This is a genomic window from Rhodohalobacter mucosus (assembly GCF_003150675.1).
GTDB lineage: Bacteria > Bacteroidota > Rhodothermia > Balneolales > Balneolaceae > Rhodohalobacter > Rhodohalobacter mucosus.
In genome coordinates this window covers 73,858-90,773 of the sequence record NZ_QGGB01000009.1, presented here as the reverse complement: position 1 = coordinate 90,773, position 16,916 = coordinate 73,858, and the positions used below count along the sequence as shown (strand labels likewise).

The following is a 16,916-nucleotide window of genomic DNA, read 5'->3' as shown; positions in this document are numbered from 1 at the left end:
GTGAATGAAGGTGCTTACTGCGCTCAGACCGGTTTTAAAACCACTCCCGCAAGAGGCGGAACATCCACCACAATATGGTTCGGCTGACTGTGCCAGGGACCTTTCTTACCCTGAACTTTTGTAGGCCCCGCATTGCTGCCTCCGTAAAATTCCGAATCACTGTTTAAAATTACCCGGTACTCGCACGCTTCCGGCACCCCGAATTTATATTCTTTATGAACTGAGGGCGTGAAATTTAACAGAAATACCAAAAAATCATCCGGATTTCTGCCTCTGCGCACAAACGACAGCAAACTGTTATCGGCATCGCTGATATCGATCCACTCAAAACCCTCCCAGCTTGAATCAATTTCGTGGCATGCCCCCTCATCTACATAGAGCCGGTTCAGGTCTTTAACAATATTCTTGATACCCTGATGGCTTTCCCACTCCAGCAAGTGCCAGTCGATGGAGTGTGCCTCGGTCCACTCACTCCACTGGCCTATTTCATCTCCCATAAAGAGCAGCTTTTTTCCTGGATGGCCATACATATATGTATAAAGAAGACGGAGGTTGGCAAATTTCTGCCAGTCATCACCCGGCATTTTAGAGAGCAGCGACTGTTTCATGTGAACCACTTCATCATGCGACAGCGGCAAAATAAACTGTTCCGAAAAAGCATATATAAGTGAAAAGGAGAGCTGGTCCTGATGATACTTTCTGTATATGGGATCTTTTTCCATGTAAGCAAGCGTGTCGTTCATCCACCCCATATTCCACTTAAAGTCAAATCCAAGCCCCCCGGATGATGTGGGCCGGGATACGCCCTGCCATGAGGTTGACTCCTCGGCAAATGTAAGTATACCCGGGAAGTACTCATGTATTACCTCATTAAATCTCCGCAAAAAGTGTATCGCTTCCAGATTCTCCCTGCCGCCATACTGATTCGGAATCCATTCCCCCTCATCCCTTGAATAGTCAAGATAGAGCATCGATGCAACGGCATCTACCCTCAGCCCGTCAATATGAAATTCTTCAGCCCAATAAACCGCATTGGATATCAGAAAATTCATCACTTCGGTTCGCCCGTAGTTGAAAATGCAGGTGCCCCAGTCTGTGTGCTCTCCCAGCCTGGGATCCTCATGTTCGTACATTGCCGTACCATCAAAGCGGCGCAAACCGTGGTCATCTTTAGTAAAGTGTGCCGGAACCCAGTCCAGGATTACGCCTATGCCCGCCTTGTGACACTCATCAACAAAATAACGGAAGTCATCGGGGTTGCCGAAGCGGCTGGTAGGCGCAAAATAGCCCGTTATCTGGTATCCCCATGAAGGATCATACGGATGTTCGGCCACAGGCATCAGTTCAACATGGGTAAATCCCATTTCACTGACGTAGGGTACCAGGTCCTCCGCCAGCTCACGATAACTTAGAAAACCGGGTGTTTCTCCTACTTTTCTTTTCCACGAACCGGCATGAATTTCATAAATACTGACGGGCCGGTTAAAGTGCTGATGCTCCTTACGGTTGTCCATCCAGTTGTGGTCGCCCCAGTCATACGATTCAACCCACACCCGCGACGCGGTTCCGGGCCGCAATTCTGAAGAAGCCGCATATGGATCCGCCTTCTTCAGCGGAGCGTCAGTCATATGGGATTTAATCTCATATTTATAGAGATCGCCTTTGGCAACGTGGGGAATGAAGGTTTCCCATATACCCTGATCATGGTACTTTCTCATACCATGAATGCGGCCGTCCCAGCCGTTAAATGAACCGATTACACTAACCCGTCCCGCACTGGGTGCAGATACCACAAAATGGGTTCCCTCGACGCCATCCACCGTTTTGTGATGGGCTCCCATCAGCCGGTATGCATGGTGATGGTTGCCTTCTCCCCAAAGCTGCAAATCAAAATCTGAAATGAGCGGGCCGAATCTGTATGCGTCCTCAATTTCATACGCTTCCCCCTCATAGGGAATCACCCTGATTTTGTACGCAAACCTTTTTTTTCTGCGTGCAAACAGGTGTTCAAAAAAACCTGCGTCATTTACCCTGGAAACCTCCACCGGTTTTTTTACGCCGTCCAGAAGCAGGTGAAGCTCTTTCGCATCAGGCCGAAAAGCTCTGAAAACCAATTTTTCTTTCCCATCAACGTTCACAGTGTGTAATCCCAATACCCCGAAAAGGTCCCCGTGATCTCCATTGGATATTGCATCAATTTCTTCGATTTTAAGCGTCATGTCTTTCTATCCCAAAAGTTGAACTGGCAGGCCGCAAAGATATAAATAATAATATTGCCATTTAATCGATATCAGCAAATGAACTGTTAAAAGGGGATAAATACAAATTCAGGAATGAATATCATTCGTTTTATATCCAGACGCTATCTGTTCTCAAGAAAGCATGTTTCGCTTATCTCGGTTTTAACGGGTATAAGCATCGCCGGCATTACATTAGGCACAGCACTGCTGATTATTGTGCTTTCTGTGTTTAACGGCTTTTTTGATGTGATCAGAGGCTTCCTGCTCTCTTTCGATCCTGATATCCGCATTGAACAAAAGGGAGCTGCAGCCATGCCTTACGACCCCGCCTTGGTTGACAAGATTCTTGAGCACCCCGAAGTTGTTAACCTGGCTCCTTACATTGAGGGACGAGCCATGCTGATCTCCAGTGAACGCGAAAATGAAGTGGTTATGGTTCGGGGCGTCGAGAGAGGATCCTACATTCGTATCACCGAGCTTGAGCAGAGCGTTCGCAACGGAATTTTTGACCTGTCGGTACAGAACAACCGTCCCGGAATCGTTATCGGGGATATGCTTGTAAACCGCTATGGGCTGAGCCCGGGAGATGAAATTGCACTGCTCAGCCCTTCGGGTATGCGGCGTGCGCTCACACAATTTTCGGTACCTCGTGTGAGCCGGTTTTCAGTACGTGGCAGCTACACCATTCAGCAGATTATTGATGATGAAGTGGTCTACGCCGACCTTCAGGCTGCCCAGCGTCTTTTCAACATGAGAAATGAAGTAACGGGATTTGATCTGCAGCTTGATGATCTTGAACGCGCTGAAATCGTAAAGGCCGATCTGAACCGGATGCTTGGAGATGAGTACAGCGTGCAGAGCTGGTACGATTTGCAGAAACCGCTTTACGATGTCATGTATATAGAAAAGTGGGGGTCCTATTTTATTCTTATGATCATCGTCCTGGTCGCTGCGCTGAACATTGTTGGATCACTGACTATGATTGTGATCCAGAAAAAGAAAGATATCGGCGTTTTGCTTGCGATGGGAATGACACCCAAAACCATCAAGAAAATTTTTATCAGCCAGGGGCTTCAAATCGGATTGATCGGGTGCGGTATCGGGGGTATTGTCGGTATAGCGATCAGCCTGGCCCAGAAAGAGTACGGATTGCTGAAGCTTACATCCTCTTTTATCATCGATGCCTATCCGGTGATGATTCAGCCTCTCGACATTCTTCTTGTGGCAGGGGGCAGCCTGTTGCTTTGCATTACAGCAAGCTGGTACCCCGCACTCCGCGCATCCGCGGTACAGCCTGCGGATGCCGTTCGCGGAGAGTAAACAGACAGCCTTCGCTTCGTTTTCAGCTTCAGCCCCTGATTAATACCGCATTATGCGGCACATAGCGGCGAAGTACACGGCAAGATCCGGGAGGTGGCTGATGCCCCGGCGGGCGATGCACATACCATATCCTGCACTCTCCCCTGCGCGGCATGTGTCCGGGCGGTACCCTGAACGTCTTATTGCCATATGCAAAGGTAACATAACCTTTTCGGTGGTTCCTTCCTGAATAGCGCCTTTCAGACTTCTTATGATAGATCCTTTCGCTTCTATATTCGGGAGGCGGAGGATTTCCGATCACAACCGGTTCAGGGTAGATGATAAGTCCGCCGGTTGCCGTACATCCTGCCAAAGCATAAGAGATGATTATCAGTCCGAGCAGTTTAAATACATGTGATTTCATGGTTTCCTCCGTTTTCTGAGTAGCCGCAATCTGCAGAGCATATCTGCCGATGGCGCGTGCATGTAGCATAGAAAACCAATGCTGTACCGCGATGTTTCGCAAAAATGGCAAAATCACATCAACATGCGATCCGGGAAGGCGCAAAATTTGAGATCAGACAGATTAAAGAGACGAAATTGCCGTCAGTTGAGATAAGAGCATAGGAATATCAATCCTCTCTAACACTGAGAGACCCTTCCCCGGAAACTTATCCGGGGCCTTGGGCTGACTCACTCGTTATATGTATCGGGCAGATCGTTTTCATAGAGCACCACATCGCCGGTCTGTGCATACTCCTGCAGTATGTCGTTGGCCTCAAAAAGGGATTTTACAATCCGGACTGATTCATTGGTTTCGCCGTTCACCGATGCAATTCCTTCTGCAATGGCTTTTGTCTGTTCCCTGCCTACCAGTATGACCAGGTCGAGTCCTGCCCTGGCGATATGCTCTCCAAATTTTCTGTTCTCCTCGTCTTCAAGCTCACCCAGCTCAATCATACCGGGCGTGATCAGAATTTTGCGCCCCGATCCGAATGACGCGAGTATATCCACGGCATTTTTGGCCCCCACGGGGTTGGAGTTAAAGGCATCGTCGATGATGGTGAGGCCGTTTCGCTGTTTGAGCTCCAGCCTGTGCTCAACCGGTTCAAGCCTGGAGGCGGCCAGGGCCACCGTTTTGAGCCGTATACCAAACTCACGCGCAATGGCAGCACCCAAGAGTACATTCTGAATATTATGGAATCCAAGCAGAGGTGTCTGAACTCTCTCCTGGGCTTCAACAACTCCGTCGCTGTCGAGCCAGCTCATCGTAAAATGCGTTCCTTCGGGTGAAACAGATATATCGGCAGCCCTTACAGACCCCTCCTGCCCTGTGAAAACGATCTTCACGTCATCTCGATACTCTGCCATAGCCCTCACGCGCTCGTCGTCACCGTTCAGGACGAGGACCCCTCCCGGTTTAAGCTCCCTTGCAAGGGTTCCCTTTTCGTAGGCAATGACATCCTGAGAGCCAAACGTTTCGAGGTGCGCAAGCCCCACGTTGGTTATAACGGATATATCCGGCCTCGCTATTCTGCAAAGTTCCAGAATATTGCCTCGATACCGCGCCCCCATTTCCAGAATCAAAACCTGATGAGTAGCATCCAGCTCATTGTTGATCACCTTGCAAATTCCCATCGGCGTATTGAAGCTTCCGGGAGTAACACAAACATTCATCCGCTCTTTCAAAAAAGAGTTAATCACAAACTTGGTGCTGGTTTTACCGTAACTGCCCGTTATGGCGATTACTTTCAGGTTGGGAAGAGAGGAAAGTTTATTCCTGGCCTGCTTTTTGAATCCGTTCTGTATTATGTTTTCAACGGGTTTCATCAGCCAGGCTGCGGCCATCAGTATCAGGGGCACAAACATATCTACGATGATCATACCGAATCCGAGAAAGTAGGGATCCGTACTGATAAAAGGAGCGGCAAAATCTCTCAATTGCAGACCGCGGTAGGCAAAATCAATCAGAATAAACCAGCTTATGCCCATCAGGACCAAAGCTGTGATTCCAAGCCTCTTCATTCTTGCAGTGTAGACCAGCGGCTTTTTCTCTTTCTCCTCCTGATAGCGGGAAATACCAACAAACCAGAAAAGCGCAAAAACAAACATAACCAGCGCTCCTGCAGTCAGTGTAACCCTGTCTGCGAATAGATAAATCATCAGTAGTATGATGATATTGTAGAAGATGTGTTCGGGTGTAACGGCATGGGAGTAAAAATGACTGCCCAGCCATTTTCTGTACTCACCTGTTTTGTAACCCAGCTGCTGAAACATGTGAGAGAAGAAGCGAAGCCTGTACAGAGAGTGGCGTATGAAAATCGCAATCAGCAGTATCACGATTCCGTTCATTGTAAGTGAATAAAGGTCCAATTTATCCCGTTTTGATGATCACGATTTTTCAACAGGCCGTTAACGGCCGGCCCCTGCCGGTTGTGAACTATACCATGGCATTGAGATCTATTTAAAGATTCTCATTCGATAATGGATTCATCAACCTGTATATTTCCGTCCGATAAAATAAAGATTTACATTCACAAGAAAGAAGAAATCATTTTTAAAAAATAACTGTCAAAAGGGCGGCAAAGCAGCATCGTCATCCGGAATTAAAAAATCCAGACCAAGACATGAAACTTATCATACCTATGGCGGGAAGGGGAACCCGTGTACGACCCCATTCACACACTACACCTAAACCTCTGCTTCCTGTTGCAGGCACTATGATTGTTGAACGAATAGTGGAGACCTTTGCCCGAACACTCGACCGAACCATTGATGAGATCGTTTATATTCTCGGGCCTGATTTCGGCCGTGAAATCAAGGAAACTCTTAAAGAGATGAGCACGCGTCACGATGCCAAAGCCACGTTCCGGGTCCAGGATAGAGCCCTCGGCACGGCTCATGCGGTATCATGTGCTGAAGAAGATCTGAGCGGTGAGGTAATCATTGTATTTGCCGATACCCTGTTTGATTCCAAGGAGAAGGTAACGGTTGATGATGCCGACAGCGTTATCTGGCTTAAGGAGGTTGAAGATCCTTCACGGTTCGGTGTAGCGGTTCATGAGGGCGATACCATTACCGATTTTGTTGAAAAGCCAAGTGAGCCTATCTCAAACCTTGCCATTATAGGAGTTTACTATTTTAAAAAGGGTGAAGACCTGAAAAGGGAGATTCAGTACCTGCTGGACAACGATATTACGGGTCATGGCAATGAATATCAGCTTACCGACGCGCTCGACCGTCTTCTCAAGGACGGAAAGGTGTTTAAGAAGGCCACTGTTGATGAATGGCTTGACTGCGGTACCCTGCCGGCCTGGCTGGAAACCACCGGTGAAATACTGGCCAAGGAGAACCATGCTTATGACGAGTATCCGGATACAACCATACACCCCCCTGTATTCATCGGGGACAATGCAACCATAACGGGAAGTGAAATTGGTCCGTATGTAAGCATCGAAGCAGATACCGTAATCAAAAATAGCCGGATAAAGAACAGCATTGTTCAGAAAAATGCCGCACTGGCCGATTGCACCCTTGAGGATTCCACAATCGGAAACCACACAGAACTGACCGGCGCGACCGGCGAAGTGCATGTGGGCGATCATTCGATTTTGAAGCAGGGCTGATTAAGCAGATAGAAGCTGTTTAACTCAGGGCTTGTACTCTCTTTGCAGATAGCGGAACCTATGCTTCTCGCCACCAATGTGAATGATAACCTCGTATTCTGTGGCGTTTTCAATCAGGGGAATACTGATTTCCCCGGCAACCGACTCATCCGGGAGCAGGTCTGTTGTCCGTAAGCTGCGGGTTTCCCAATATGTTCTTTGATTATTTAGTGACGCTATATTTTGGTAATAATAATCGCGTCTTTCGGTCCTGTATATGGCATCGCGGATTCTGCGATTCTCCCGTTTACGCAATTCATTGCGGGTTAGATTCCCCGCATCGGAGATGTCTGAAGCAAGATCAAGCGTTGCTGATATGCCGTCCAAAAGCAATGCGGTACGTTCCTGAGCCTCTTCCCGCGAAGCAGCCATGTCGATATCAAGCATCGTTTTTTCAGGATCAATGGCAGATCCTTCCTCAATCACATGTTGAAACCACTCCAGTTCACCATTCGCATTTTGCTTGAAATCACGGCTTCGGGCCACATAATGTACATCTGAGGGGGCAAATCGAACCACTTCATCAGAGTAATTGAATACTTCAAGGTCCATCACGATTCGATCGCCTATGTGCCTGTAATAGGCCAGTACAGCTCCGGACTGATCCAGATCGCTGATCAGGTACTCCATCCCGTTTTGCATCACACTGTTATGGTCATCCGCGTTTTCATCATCGCTTTGCAGCCTGAAAACGGGATCCGGCGCACAGGATGAAAGGATCACGATCATCCCGGCACTGATACATAGCAAGATCTGCTTAAGATCAAACATCAGCTATACCAACAGGTTTTTATTTGAATGAAATTCTCATGAATTTTATTCTGACTTTTGAAAAAAATGTATAACATATTCATGCGAATAATCCTGAATCTGAGCGGTAAGGACCGCTGGTGCGTCAACTCTCCGACGGGGTGCGAAACAAATATCTGTAAAAGCGACTACAATTGAATGTCCGCAATTTTATGACAAATATACGTTGGTCCTGCGGAGCCTTTTAACCCTAAAAACAAGTTTATAAGAATGAATAAATTCACATTGGTATTCACCCTCGTTTTGTCAGCAGCATTGTTGATTTCGGGCTGCTCAAACTGGAGCAATACAGCCAAAGGTACCGTGATTGGAAGCGGCGCCGGAGCTGCTGCGGGAGCCGTAATCGGCAAGACTCTGGGAAGTACGGCAGGCGGTGCCATTGCCGGAGCTGCAGTGGGCGGAACGGTAGGCGCCATTATCGGACGAAATATGGACCGTAAGGCACGCGAAATGCAGGAAGAGATGGAGGGCGTAACCATTCAGCGAGTTGAGGAGGGAATTGCCGTCAGCTTCGACAGCGGTATTCTTTTTTCTTTCGATTCGGCTGCTCTTCGACAGGAATCGATCGATAATCTGCAGAAGCTTACTGAAATCATAAACCGCGATGACAATACCATTCTTCTGATAGTGGGACACACCGATTCAGTAGGTGATGAGATGTATAACCTGGGCCTCAGCGAGCGCCGCGCGCAGTCTGCCGCTGAATATATGATCGAACAGGGCCTTGCCCCATCGCGCATTGAGATTGAGGGAAGAGGAGAGTACGAACCGATCGCAGACAATGATACGGATGCAGGAAGGCAGGAAAACCGCCGGGTTGAGGTGGCGATCTATGCCAGTCCGGAATATGTGGAACAGCTGCAAACTGCCAATTAAATCAGATCCGTTTACAAGCCCCGGTCAGTATGATGGCCGGGGTTTTTTTGTTTGATATTACAATTCCTCCCGAAACGACCATATCATGCTGATTGCTAAGCCAATAGTTTTTATTTTAGGCCTTCATTTAATGAATTAATTGTTGTGCTTGATATCCCTTCAGAACATAAATCTCTTTTTCAACTTATCGGCGAGGCGGCAGAATCCATTGATCAGCAGGCGTATGTAGTTGGCGGTTACGTTCGTGACCATTACCTCGGGCGTCTGGATGAAACGGAGATTACAGATATTGATTTCGTTACGGTTGGCTCGGGTATCCGGCTGGCCCAAAAGGTAGCTGAAAAACTTCAAACCGATCAGGTTACCATCTTCAAACAGTTCGGAACCGCGCAGGTTAAGCACAGTGAATTCGATCTTGAATTTGTGGGAGCGCGGAAAGAGAGCTACAGGCGCCAATCCAGAAAGCCCATTGTGGAAGACGGCTCCCTAAAAGACGATCAGCTCCGCCGTGACCTGACCATCAATGCACTTTCATGGAGCCTTAACCCAAACACATTTGGCGTTCTGCACGACCCTTTTCACGGTATTCGTGATCTGGAAAAGATGATAATCAGAACCCCCATTGATCCTGAAAAAACCTTCGATGATGACCCTCTGCGGATGATGAGGGCGGTTCGCTTTGCAACACAGCTGAACTTCACAATTGAACCAAAAACCAGGGCAGCCATAAAAAAAATGGCTCACAGGCTTTCCATTATCTCCAGGGAGCGCATTCTGGATGAGCTCAATAAGATTGTGATGAGCCCAAAACCATCAACAGGGTTTAAACATCTCTTTGAAACAGGCTTATTGAACGAGTTTTTTCCCGAAATGGTAAACCTGGCCGGTGTAGATGAGAAAAACGGACAGCGTCACAAGGATAATTTCTGGCATACCCTGAAGGTGCTCGATAACACCGCGCAAAAGAGCGACAATCTCTGGCTTCGATGGGCCGCCATCATGCACGATATTGCCAAGCCTCCAACAAAAAAGTTTGTCAAAGGCGTAGGTTGGACTTTTCACGGTCATGATGCAATTGGCGCAAAATGGGTGCCCCGCATATTTAAACGCCTCGGTTTGCCGATGGATGAACGAATGCGATATGTTCAGAAACTGGTAGCTCTTCATCTCAGGCCGATTGCGCTTGTTTCTGAAGAGGTGAGTGACAGTGCGGTTCGCCGATTAATATTTGAGGCCGGTGACGATATTGATGACCTGATGACGCTTTGCAGGGCCGATATTACCAGTAAGAATGAATGGAGGGTAAAGAAATACCGCAACAATTTTGACAAAGTAGAAAAGAAAATTGCAGAGGTAGAAGAGAAAGACCGGATCAGGAACTGGAAAAATCCGATCAGCGGCGAGGAAGTGATGAACGTACTGGATATTCGTCCGGGACCAATGGTGGGTCGTGTCAAAGACCGCATTAAAGACGCTATTCTCGACGGCAAGATTTCCAACAACTATGAAGAGGCATACGATTTGCTTCTGAGAATCAAGTCAGAAATGGAAAAGCAGAACTGAACGTGCTGACTGCGCACTCAACAAACAACGATATTTTTCTATGGAATCCGTTACCCTAATAGGTCTCGCTGCCGGTTTTTGCACCACGATCGCTTTTCTTCCACAGGTTATCAAAACGTGGAGATCCCGGTCTGCAAAAGATCTTTCACTCGGTATGTACACAATATTTTGTACCGGTGTGGCACTTTGGCTGACATACGGCCTGCTTATTTCCGATTTACCAATTATTCTCACAAATCTGGCGACACTTGTTCTTGCCCTGAGTATTCTCTTTTTTAAACTAACATTCAGGGAATCCGTTTCTCCCGTTCCCTCTGCTGCCGGAAAAAACATTGGTCCCGATTCAGAGTAACCTGACCTGCAGATACTAACGATCTGACTTCCCGAAAAACTATGAATGATTTATGGATCGCTGATTCATTTGGAAAGATAAACCTTGGCCTTCATGTGTTGGAAAAGCTCCCAACGGGGTATCATCGGATAGAAACAGGGTTCTGTTTCATTGAGTGGAGCGATCGTTTCGAGGTATCGGCATCCGATGCCTATGTACTTGAATTTTCCAACCCGGACATACCGGCCGATGAGTCAAACCTGGTAACACGTGCTTACAGAATGTTCGATCAATATGTGGGGCTTAAAAACGAGTACACGTTCCGCATCGATAAAAAAATCCCTGCAGGCGCCGGTCTTGGGGGCGGCAGCAGTAATGCTGCGCTCACGTTTCGCATGCTTAATAAACTGGAAAATGCCGGGCTGAGCGACGAAGAGTTGATTGATTTGAGCCGTTCGCTGGGAGCTGATGTTCCCTTTTTTATTAAAGGTACCCCCGGAATAGGCACGGGACTCGGGCAGGATATTGAGCCTGCCGACATCCAGCCGGATGCATGGATTGTTACTGTATGGCCAGGCTTTGAAAGTTCAACCCCGGAAGCTTATGCCGGATGTATACCTAACCCCGAGCCCGATTTTTCTATAAAAGGCGTGCTTTTGGAGGAGGATTTGGAGGAGTGGCGCTACCTGCTGGTTAACGACCTTGAGGGACCTGTAATTGCCCGTCACGAGCTTATAGGCAATATAAAAGACCAGCTTTATGACTTTGGCGCATCCTACTCTGCCATGAGCGGAAGCGGTTCCACGGTATTTGGTATTTTCGATCAGGATTTTGTTGCAATTAATGCATACGAGTCGTTTCATAAGCTTGGATTTTCCGTACATATTACACGGCCGGGATTTAAGCCGGATTATGGCATTTATTTGAAGGGTTAGATCAGGGCGTTGGAGTAAAAAGGCAAAAGTGAAAAGGCAGAGGCCGTCAGCTTTCAGACATCAGCCAGCGCCTTTTGCCTTTATGCAATTAACAATTACGATTTTACACAATAAATCCATCACAATATGAGCAGCAAGAAAACAATACATCCCCGCAGCGGAATGAACAAAGATGACCTGCGAGAAGACATCAGGCAGCATCTTCGTTATACGCTTGCCAAAGACGAGTACTCTTCCACCAACTGGGACAACTACCGCAGTGTTGTACTTTCTGTAATGGATCGCCTTCACGACCGGTGGATTGAGACGCAGCAGGGCTACTATAAAAATGAGTCCAAACGCGTTTATTACCTGTCCATGGAGTATCTCATCGGCCGGCTGCTCGACAATATGCTGGTTAACCTGGGCGTGCAGGATGAAGCGGCCGAGGCCATGGAAGAGGCCGGCCTGGATTATGACAAGGTCCGTAATGCGGAATGGGATGCAGGATTAGGGAACGGCGGCCTGGGCCGCCTTGCAGCCTGCTTTCTCGACTCAATGGCCACTCTTGGTATCCCGGCGATAGGATACGGCATTCGCTATGATTTTGGCATTTTCTACCAGCAAATCGAGAACGGCTACCAGGTTGAAAAACCCGATCTCTGGTTGCGTTATGGCAATCCGTGGGATGTAGTTCGGTCAAAAACTCAGTACAATGTCCCTTTTTACGGGCATTCACGGGCTTACAATGACGGCAACGGTGACCTGAAATTTAAATGGGAGAATACCCACGATGTTCTGGCGGTAGCCTACGATACACCGATACCCGGATTCAAAAATGATGTAGTGAACAATTTGCGTCTCTGGAAAGCTTCGTCATCGTCATCGATCGATCTGAAAAGCTTTAACCAGGGGCAGTATATCGATGCCGTACGCGACACCCAACTGAATGAAAATATATCGAGGGTTCTCTATCCCAATGACAAGATGTTTCGCGGACAGGAGCTTCGCCTCAAACAGGAGTTCTTTTTGGTGATGGCCTCAATGAAGGATATCCTGCGCAGGTTCCGTAAAACAAACGATGACTGGCGCAAACTGCCTGAAAAAGTGGCCATTCAGTGCAATGATACACACCCCAATCTCGCCATACCGGAACTGATGCGAGTACTTGTTGACGAAGAGGGGCTCTCCTGGGACCAGGCCTGGGACATCACGGTTAAAACGATGGCCTACACCAACCATACCCTCCTTCCAGAAGCTTTGGAGAAATGGCCGGTATCGCTGCTGCGAAACCTTTTACCGCGCCACCTTCAAATCATCTATGAAATCAACAGGCGTTTTCTGCAGCATGTGCAGGAGAAAATCGGTGATGACCGGGGTAAAATCAGCAGGCTTTCTATTGTGGGGGAGGGTGAAGATCCGGTTGTTCACATGGCATCGCTTGGAATTGTGGGATCTCACAAAACCAACGGCGTAGCAGCACTTCACAGCGATTTGCTGAAGAAGACGCTCTTTCGGGATTTTTATGAAATCTTCCCCGAACGGTTCACCAACAAGACCAACGGCATTACACCAAGGCGATGGCTCCGTCAGTGTAACCGGGAACTGTCTGCTCTCATTACGGACAAAATTGGTGAGGAGTGGGTTACTCATCTCGATCAGCTTAAAAAGCTTGAGTCGTACACTGATGACAAGGCTTTCATGAAGAAGTTTGCTGCCATCAAGCAGAGCAATAAGAAAAAGATGGCCGAGTATATACATGACAAGCGTGGCATTAAGATCAACACCTCGTCCATGTTTGATATTCAGATCAAGCGAATTCATGAATACAAGCGTCAGCTTATGTTCACGCTTTACGCCATCACCCAATACAACCGAATCAAGGCTAATCCGGATGGAGATTTTGTTCCGCGAACACTTCTGGTTGCCGGCAAAGCTGCACCGGGCTACACCATGGCCAAACTATTCATCAAACTGATGAATGACGTGGGTGAAAAAATTAATAATGACCCGGATGTTGGTGACAAGCTGAAATTCCTTTTTCTGGAAAATTACAGCGTAACCCTTGCCGAGAAAATGATTCCGTCCGCCAACCTCTCGGAGCAGATTTCTACGGCCGGTTTTGAGGCATCAGGCACGGGTAATATGAAGTTTGCCCTCAACGGTGCGCTCACCATAGGCACCCTTGACGGCGCAAATGTTGAGATCAAGGAAGAAGTAGGCGATGAAAATATATTCATCTTCGGTAACACCGTAGACGATGTGGACCGCCTCAGGCACGAGGGATACAACCCCTGGACCTATTATGAGAAAAACGAGGAGCTGAAACAGGCAGTAGACCAGATCCGTGACGGATTTTTCAATGAAGACAAGGAACTGTATCAGCCTATCATTGACTCTCTGCTGCACAAGGGCGACTACTTTCTGGTACTTGCAGATTACGAGGAGTATGTTAAAACCCAGGAAAAAGTGGATGATCTCTTCAGAAATCAGGATGAGTGGAACCGAAAAGCGCTGCTCAATACCGCACGTGTGGGTAAATTCTCATCCGACCGCACCATCCGGGATTATGCGGAAGAAATCTGGAATGTGAAGGTAGCAGATTAGTTTCTGCTCTTTGGGTATTGTCCGTAGAACTCTCATTAGCCGGATGCATCGGTTTCATGGCTTCCATCTTTGTTTCTGTGATATTTGAAGTAGTACCCCGTGATACCCGCAGCACCCAGATCGGCAATGGGGAAAGCATACCAGATACCGTCAATTCCAAACTCCAGCGGCAGTAATAGGATCAACGGAATAAGTAAAAAGCCCTGTTTGGAAAGCGATAGAATAAAAGCCGGCTTTGCCCGTCCAACAGCCTGGAAATAGGCTCCGCCTAACAGGTTAATTGCAAGAAGAGGGGTGGCCAGAAAAACCTTGCGAAGTGAGGGTATTGTTTGCTCTATCAGAGCGGGGTCATTTGTAAAGACCGATACAATATAGGGTGCAAAGATCATGATAACGGCAAAGATGGCAAAAGAAATCAGGGTGGCGGACGTCATTGAGAGGCGAATCAGCCGGTTAACACGCTCCATCAGACCCGCTCCATAATTATATCCCACAATCGGTATGAATCCCTGCGTTATCCCCAAAACCGGAAAGTTTGTGAACATTAGCAGACGGCCGATGATACCGTAAATCGAAAGACCCAGTTCGCCGCCATACACAAAAAGGGAGTTGTTCAGAATAATGGAGAGTATGCTGATGGTTCCCTGCCTTGCAAATGTCACCGATCCTAACGAAAACATCTCTTTGAGTATGGGTACATCCGGCCGGAGCGATTTCAGGTCAAGGCTCATCTGGGAACCTCCCCTTCTGAAGAACCATGTTGAAAAGGCTGCACTTGCAATGTAGGACAAAGTTGTGGCCCAGGCCGCACCGGCAATCCCCATGTCGAGCCAGATGATAAACACGGGGTCCAGAACTATGTTGACGATAGCGGGAACCACCAGCACCATCATGGCCACCCTTGGATAGCCTTCAGCCCGGATCACGTTGTTGCTCATCATCGCCCAGGCCAGGAACGGCACTCCCAGAAGTACAATCTCAAAATACTCACGGGCAGGCCCGGTAACTTCGCCGCGTCCGCCAAACAGACTTAGTACAGGTTCAATAAACAGAAAACCTATCAGTACAAAAAGAATGCCGAACGTCAGGGTCATTCCCACCTGGTTGCCAAATGTGCGGAATGCACGGCCGTCATTACCTTCTCCGAATGCTCTGGATATGATGGATGCCCCGCCCACTCCGATAGCCATACCGATACTTGCGATAAAAAAAGTAATCGGCTGTACAACCGTAATGGCTGCAATACCCAGAGATCCTACCCATAGGCCGACAAAAATCGTATCCACGATTCCATATATCGACATCACCAGAATACCGGCCGAAGCGGGTATTGCCTGTTGGCGAAGCAGCTGCCCCAAAGGCTCGGTTCCGAATGCACTCCTTTTATTCTCTTTCAAAGACAACCTTATCTGGATTTGTTATTAAGGAACTGATAATAAGCTATTATTTTGATACCGGGTTCCCCTGATCCTGCAATACGTATCCAACCGTATACTTAAGCAAACCGAAAATTGATTCAATTGGAAGCTGCCTTCATGGGCATTGCTATCGCAGATGGAACACCCATGATATGACCGTCCTGATCACCATTTTGATCTTTCAGAATCTTTAGATAGACTTATCACCCTATCAAACCTGCTCTCTGCATATGGAATTAGACTGGAACACAATTTTTGCCTCTATTCAGGATTTTCTGAACATGAGGCTCTTCAGCCTTAAGGATACCCCTGTAACAATCCTCTCTTTGGTCATATTTATAGTATTCCTGACCGTATTCATGTTCCTGGGCGGGATGACCCGCCGCTTTCTACAGGGTAAATTTCTTGACAAGTTTGAAATCGACCCCGGCCTCAAGTACACCCTATCCCGGGTAGGGCAGTATATCGTTGTAATCCTGGGTATTCTTATCTCCTTTCAGTTTGTTGGTATAGATCTTACCAGCCTGGCCGTTGTCTTCGGCCTCCTTTCCGTTGGTATCGGTTTTGGACTTCAAAACGTCACCTCCAACTTCATTTCAGGACTCATAATCATGTTCGAGCGGCCCATCAGCGTGGGCGACCGCGTGGAGGTGGATGATATTGAAGGAGACATAACCGAAATCAGCATTCGCTCCACCAAAGTCAGGACGATTAACAACATTTCCATCATTGTGCCCAACTCCAAGTTTGTGGAGAACAATGTGGTGAACTATTCTCACGGAGACTCCACTTTTCGTCTTGATGTAAGCGTGGGTGTGTCCTACTCTTCCGATCTGGACAAGGTCCTGAAGGCATTGAACGAAGTGGCTGAGGAGCATTCCGATGTGATGAAAAATCCAAAACATCAGGTGCATCTTGTAGAGTTCGGCGATTCCGCATGGGATATGCAGCTGCGCGTATGGGTAGCGAATGTGAAAGACCGGTACCGGATGCGTAACGAACTGAATCAGGCCATTGTGAGAAAGTTTGAAGAGTATGAAATTGAGATCCCGTTTCCCCAACGGGATCTGCATGTCCGGTCTTCGGTTGATGTGCCGATTAAGAGTTGATCGGAGGCAGAGTTACAGCTCTCAGGGGCTCTTGTGCCATAGGCATCCCTACGGGGCTGATTTAGGCAGAAAAGTCGAACAATG

Annotated in this window: 13 protein-coding genes; 8 read left to right on the top strand and 5 right to left on the bottom strand. The window is 47.8% G+C overall.

Annotated elements, in window-relative coordinates; all coding sequences use genetic code 11:
• Positions 1-23: 23 nt before the first annotated feature.
• Positions 24-2,219, bottom strand: coding sequence for a 1,4-alpha-glucan branching protein GlgB (glgB, locus tag DDZ15_RS13195; protein ID WP_109647583.1), 2,196 nt, complete (start codon positions 2,217-2,219; stop codon positions 24-26).
• 114 nt (positions 2,220-2,333) lie between these two features.
• Between glgB and DDZ15_RS13190 the strand changes: the two genes are divergently transcribed.
• Positions 2,334-3,560: an FtsX-like permease family protein gene (locus tag DDZ15_RS13190; RefSeq protein ID WP_109647582.1), complete on the top strand. Its 1,227-nt coding sequence runs from the start codon at positions 2,334-2,336 to the stop codon at positions 3,558-3,560.
• A gap of 28 nt (positions 3,561-3,588) precedes the next feature.
• On the opposite strand, the gene DDZ15_RS13185 is transcribed toward DDZ15_RS13190, so the two are convergent.
• Both DDZ15_RS13185 and DDZ15_RS13180 read right to left on the bottom strand, forming a co-directional pair.
• Positions 3,589-3,963 (bottom strand): hypothetical protein, encoded by a 375-nt coding sequence (locus DDZ15_RS13185; protein ID WP_146198593.1) that lies wholly within the window; start codon positions 3,961-3,963, stop codon positions 3,589-3,591.
• Between the two features lie 269 nt (positions 3,964-4,232).
• Positions 4,233-5,912: a UDP-N-acetylmuramoyl-tripeptide--D-alanyl-D-alanine ligase gene (locus tag DDZ15_RS13180; RefSeq protein ID WP_242979029.1), complete on the bottom strand. Its 1,680-nt coding sequence runs from the start codon at positions 5,910-5,912 to the stop codon at positions 4,233-4,235.
• A gap of 254 nt (positions 5,913-6,166) precedes the next feature.
• Here DDZ15_RS13180 and DDZ15_RS13175 point away from each other — a divergent pair, with 254 nt between their 5' ends.
• Entirely contained in the window at positions 6,167-7,165 is a 999-nt protein-coding gene (locus DDZ15_RS13175; protein ID WP_109647579.1) for a sugar nucleotidyltransferase, read from the top strand.
• Positions 7,166-7,189: 24 nt separating this feature from the next.
• Here DDZ15_RS13175 and DDZ15_RS13170 read toward each other — a convergent pair whose 3' ends face one another.
• Positions 7,190-7,975 carry a hypothetical protein gene (locus DDZ15_RS13170; protein ID WP_109647578.1) on the bottom strand — a complete coding sequence of 262 codons (786 nt, stop codon included), beginning with the start codon at positions 7,973-7,975 and terminating at the stop codon, positions 7,190-7,192.
• Positions 7,976-8,224: 249 nt separating this feature from the next.
• On the opposite strand from DDZ15_RS13170, the gene DDZ15_RS13165 reads away from it, so the two are divergent.
• The 5 genes from DDZ15_RS13165 (at position 8,225) to DDZ15_RS13145 (ending at position 14,305) form a co-directional block, all read left to right on the top strand.
• The gene (locus DDZ15_RS13165; RefSeq protein WP_109647577.1) at positions 8,225-8,890 is read left to right on the top strand and encodes a YiaD family glycine zipper/OmpA-like lipoprotein; all 666 of its coding nucleotides are present in this window, start codon (positions 8,225-8,227) and stop codon (positions 8,888-8,890) included.
• A 144-nt stretch (positions 8,891-9,034) separates the two neighbouring features.
• Entirely contained in the window at positions 9,035-10,453 is a 1,419-nt protein-coding gene (locus DDZ15_RS13160; RefSeq protein ID WP_109647576.1) for a CCA tRNA nucleotidyltransferase, read from the top strand.
• Positions 10,454-10,493: 40 nt separating this feature from the next.
• Positions 10,494-10,805, top strand: a complete 312-nt coding sequence (locus DDZ15_RS13155; protein ID WP_109647575.1) for a SemiSWEET transporter — start codon at positions 10,494-10,496, stop codon at positions 10,803-10,805.
• A gap of 41 nt (positions 10,806-10,846) precedes the next feature.
• On the top strand, positions 10,847-11,719 hold the full coding sequence (ispE, locus tag DDZ15_RS13150; protein ID WP_109647574.1) for a 4-(cytidine 5'-diphospho)-2-C-methyl-D-erythritol kinase: 873 nt from the start codon (positions 10,847-10,849) through the stop codon (positions 11,717-11,719).
• Between the two features lie 126 nt (positions 11,720-11,845).
• Positions 11,846-14,305, top strand: coding sequence for a glycogen/starch/alpha-glucan phosphorylase (locus DDZ15_RS13145; RefSeq protein WP_109647573.1), 2,460 nt, complete (start codon positions 11,846-11,848; stop codon positions 14,303-14,305).
• 35 nt (positions 14,306-14,340) lie between these two features.
• Here the strand turns inward: DDZ15_RS13145 and DDZ15_RS13140 are convergent, their stop codons facing one another.
• Entirely contained in the window at positions 14,341-15,708 is a 1,368-nt protein-coding gene (locus DDZ15_RS13140) for an MATE family efflux transporter (protein ID WP_199222972.1), read from the bottom strand.
• Positions 15,709-15,953: 245 nt separating this feature from the next.
• On the opposite strand from DDZ15_RS13140, the gene DDZ15_RS13135 reads away from it, so the two are divergent.
• Positions 15,954-16,832, top strand: a complete 879-nt coding sequence (locus tag DDZ15_RS13135) for a mechanosensitive ion channel family protein (protein WP_109647571.1) — start codon at positions 15,954-15,956, stop codon at positions 16,830-16,832.
• Positions 16,833-16,916: the final 84 nt, after the last annotated feature.

Excerpts from the sequence above, each read along its gene's own strand:
- glgB (WP_109647583.1), bottom strand. The coding sequence starts at position 2,219 with ATGACGCTTAAAATCGAAGAAATTGATGCAATATCCAATGGAGATCAC.
- DDZ15_RS13190 (WP_109647582.1), top strand. The coding sequence starts at position 2,334 with ATGAATATCATTCGTTTTATATCCAGACGCTATCTGTTCTCAAGAAAG.
- DDZ15_RS13185 (WP_146198593.1), bottom strand. The coding sequence starts at position 3,963 with ATGAAATCACATGTATTTAAACTGCTCGGACTGATAATCATCTCTTAT.
- DDZ15_RS13175 (WP_109647579.1), top strand. The coding sequence starts at position 6,167 with ATGAAACTTATCATACCTATGGCGGGAAGGGGAACCCGTGTACGACCC.
- DDZ15_RS13170 (WP_109647578.1), bottom strand. The coding sequence starts at position 7,975 with ATGTTTGATCTTAAGCAGATCTTGCTATGTATCAGTGCCGGGATGATC.
- DDZ15_RS13165 (WP_109647577.1), top strand. The coding sequence starts at position 8,225 with ATGAATAAATTCACATTGGTATTCACCCTCGTTTTGTCAGCAGCATTG.
- DDZ15_RS13155 (WP_109647575.1), top strand. The coding sequence starts at position 10,494 with ATGGAATCCGTTACCCTAATAGGTCTCGCTGCCGGTTTTTGCACCACG.
- ispE (WP_109647574.1), top strand. The coding sequence starts at position 10,847 with ATGAATGATTTATGGATCGCTGATTCATTTGGAAAGATAAACCTTGGC.
- DDZ15_RS13145 (WP_109647573.1), top strand. The coding sequence starts at position 11,846 with ATGAGCAGCAAGAAAACAATACATCCCCGCAGCGGAATGAACAAAGAT.
- DDZ15_RS13135 (WP_109647571.1), top strand. The coding sequence starts at position 15,954 with ATGGAATTAGACTGGAACACAATTTTTGCCTCTATTCAGGATTTTCTG.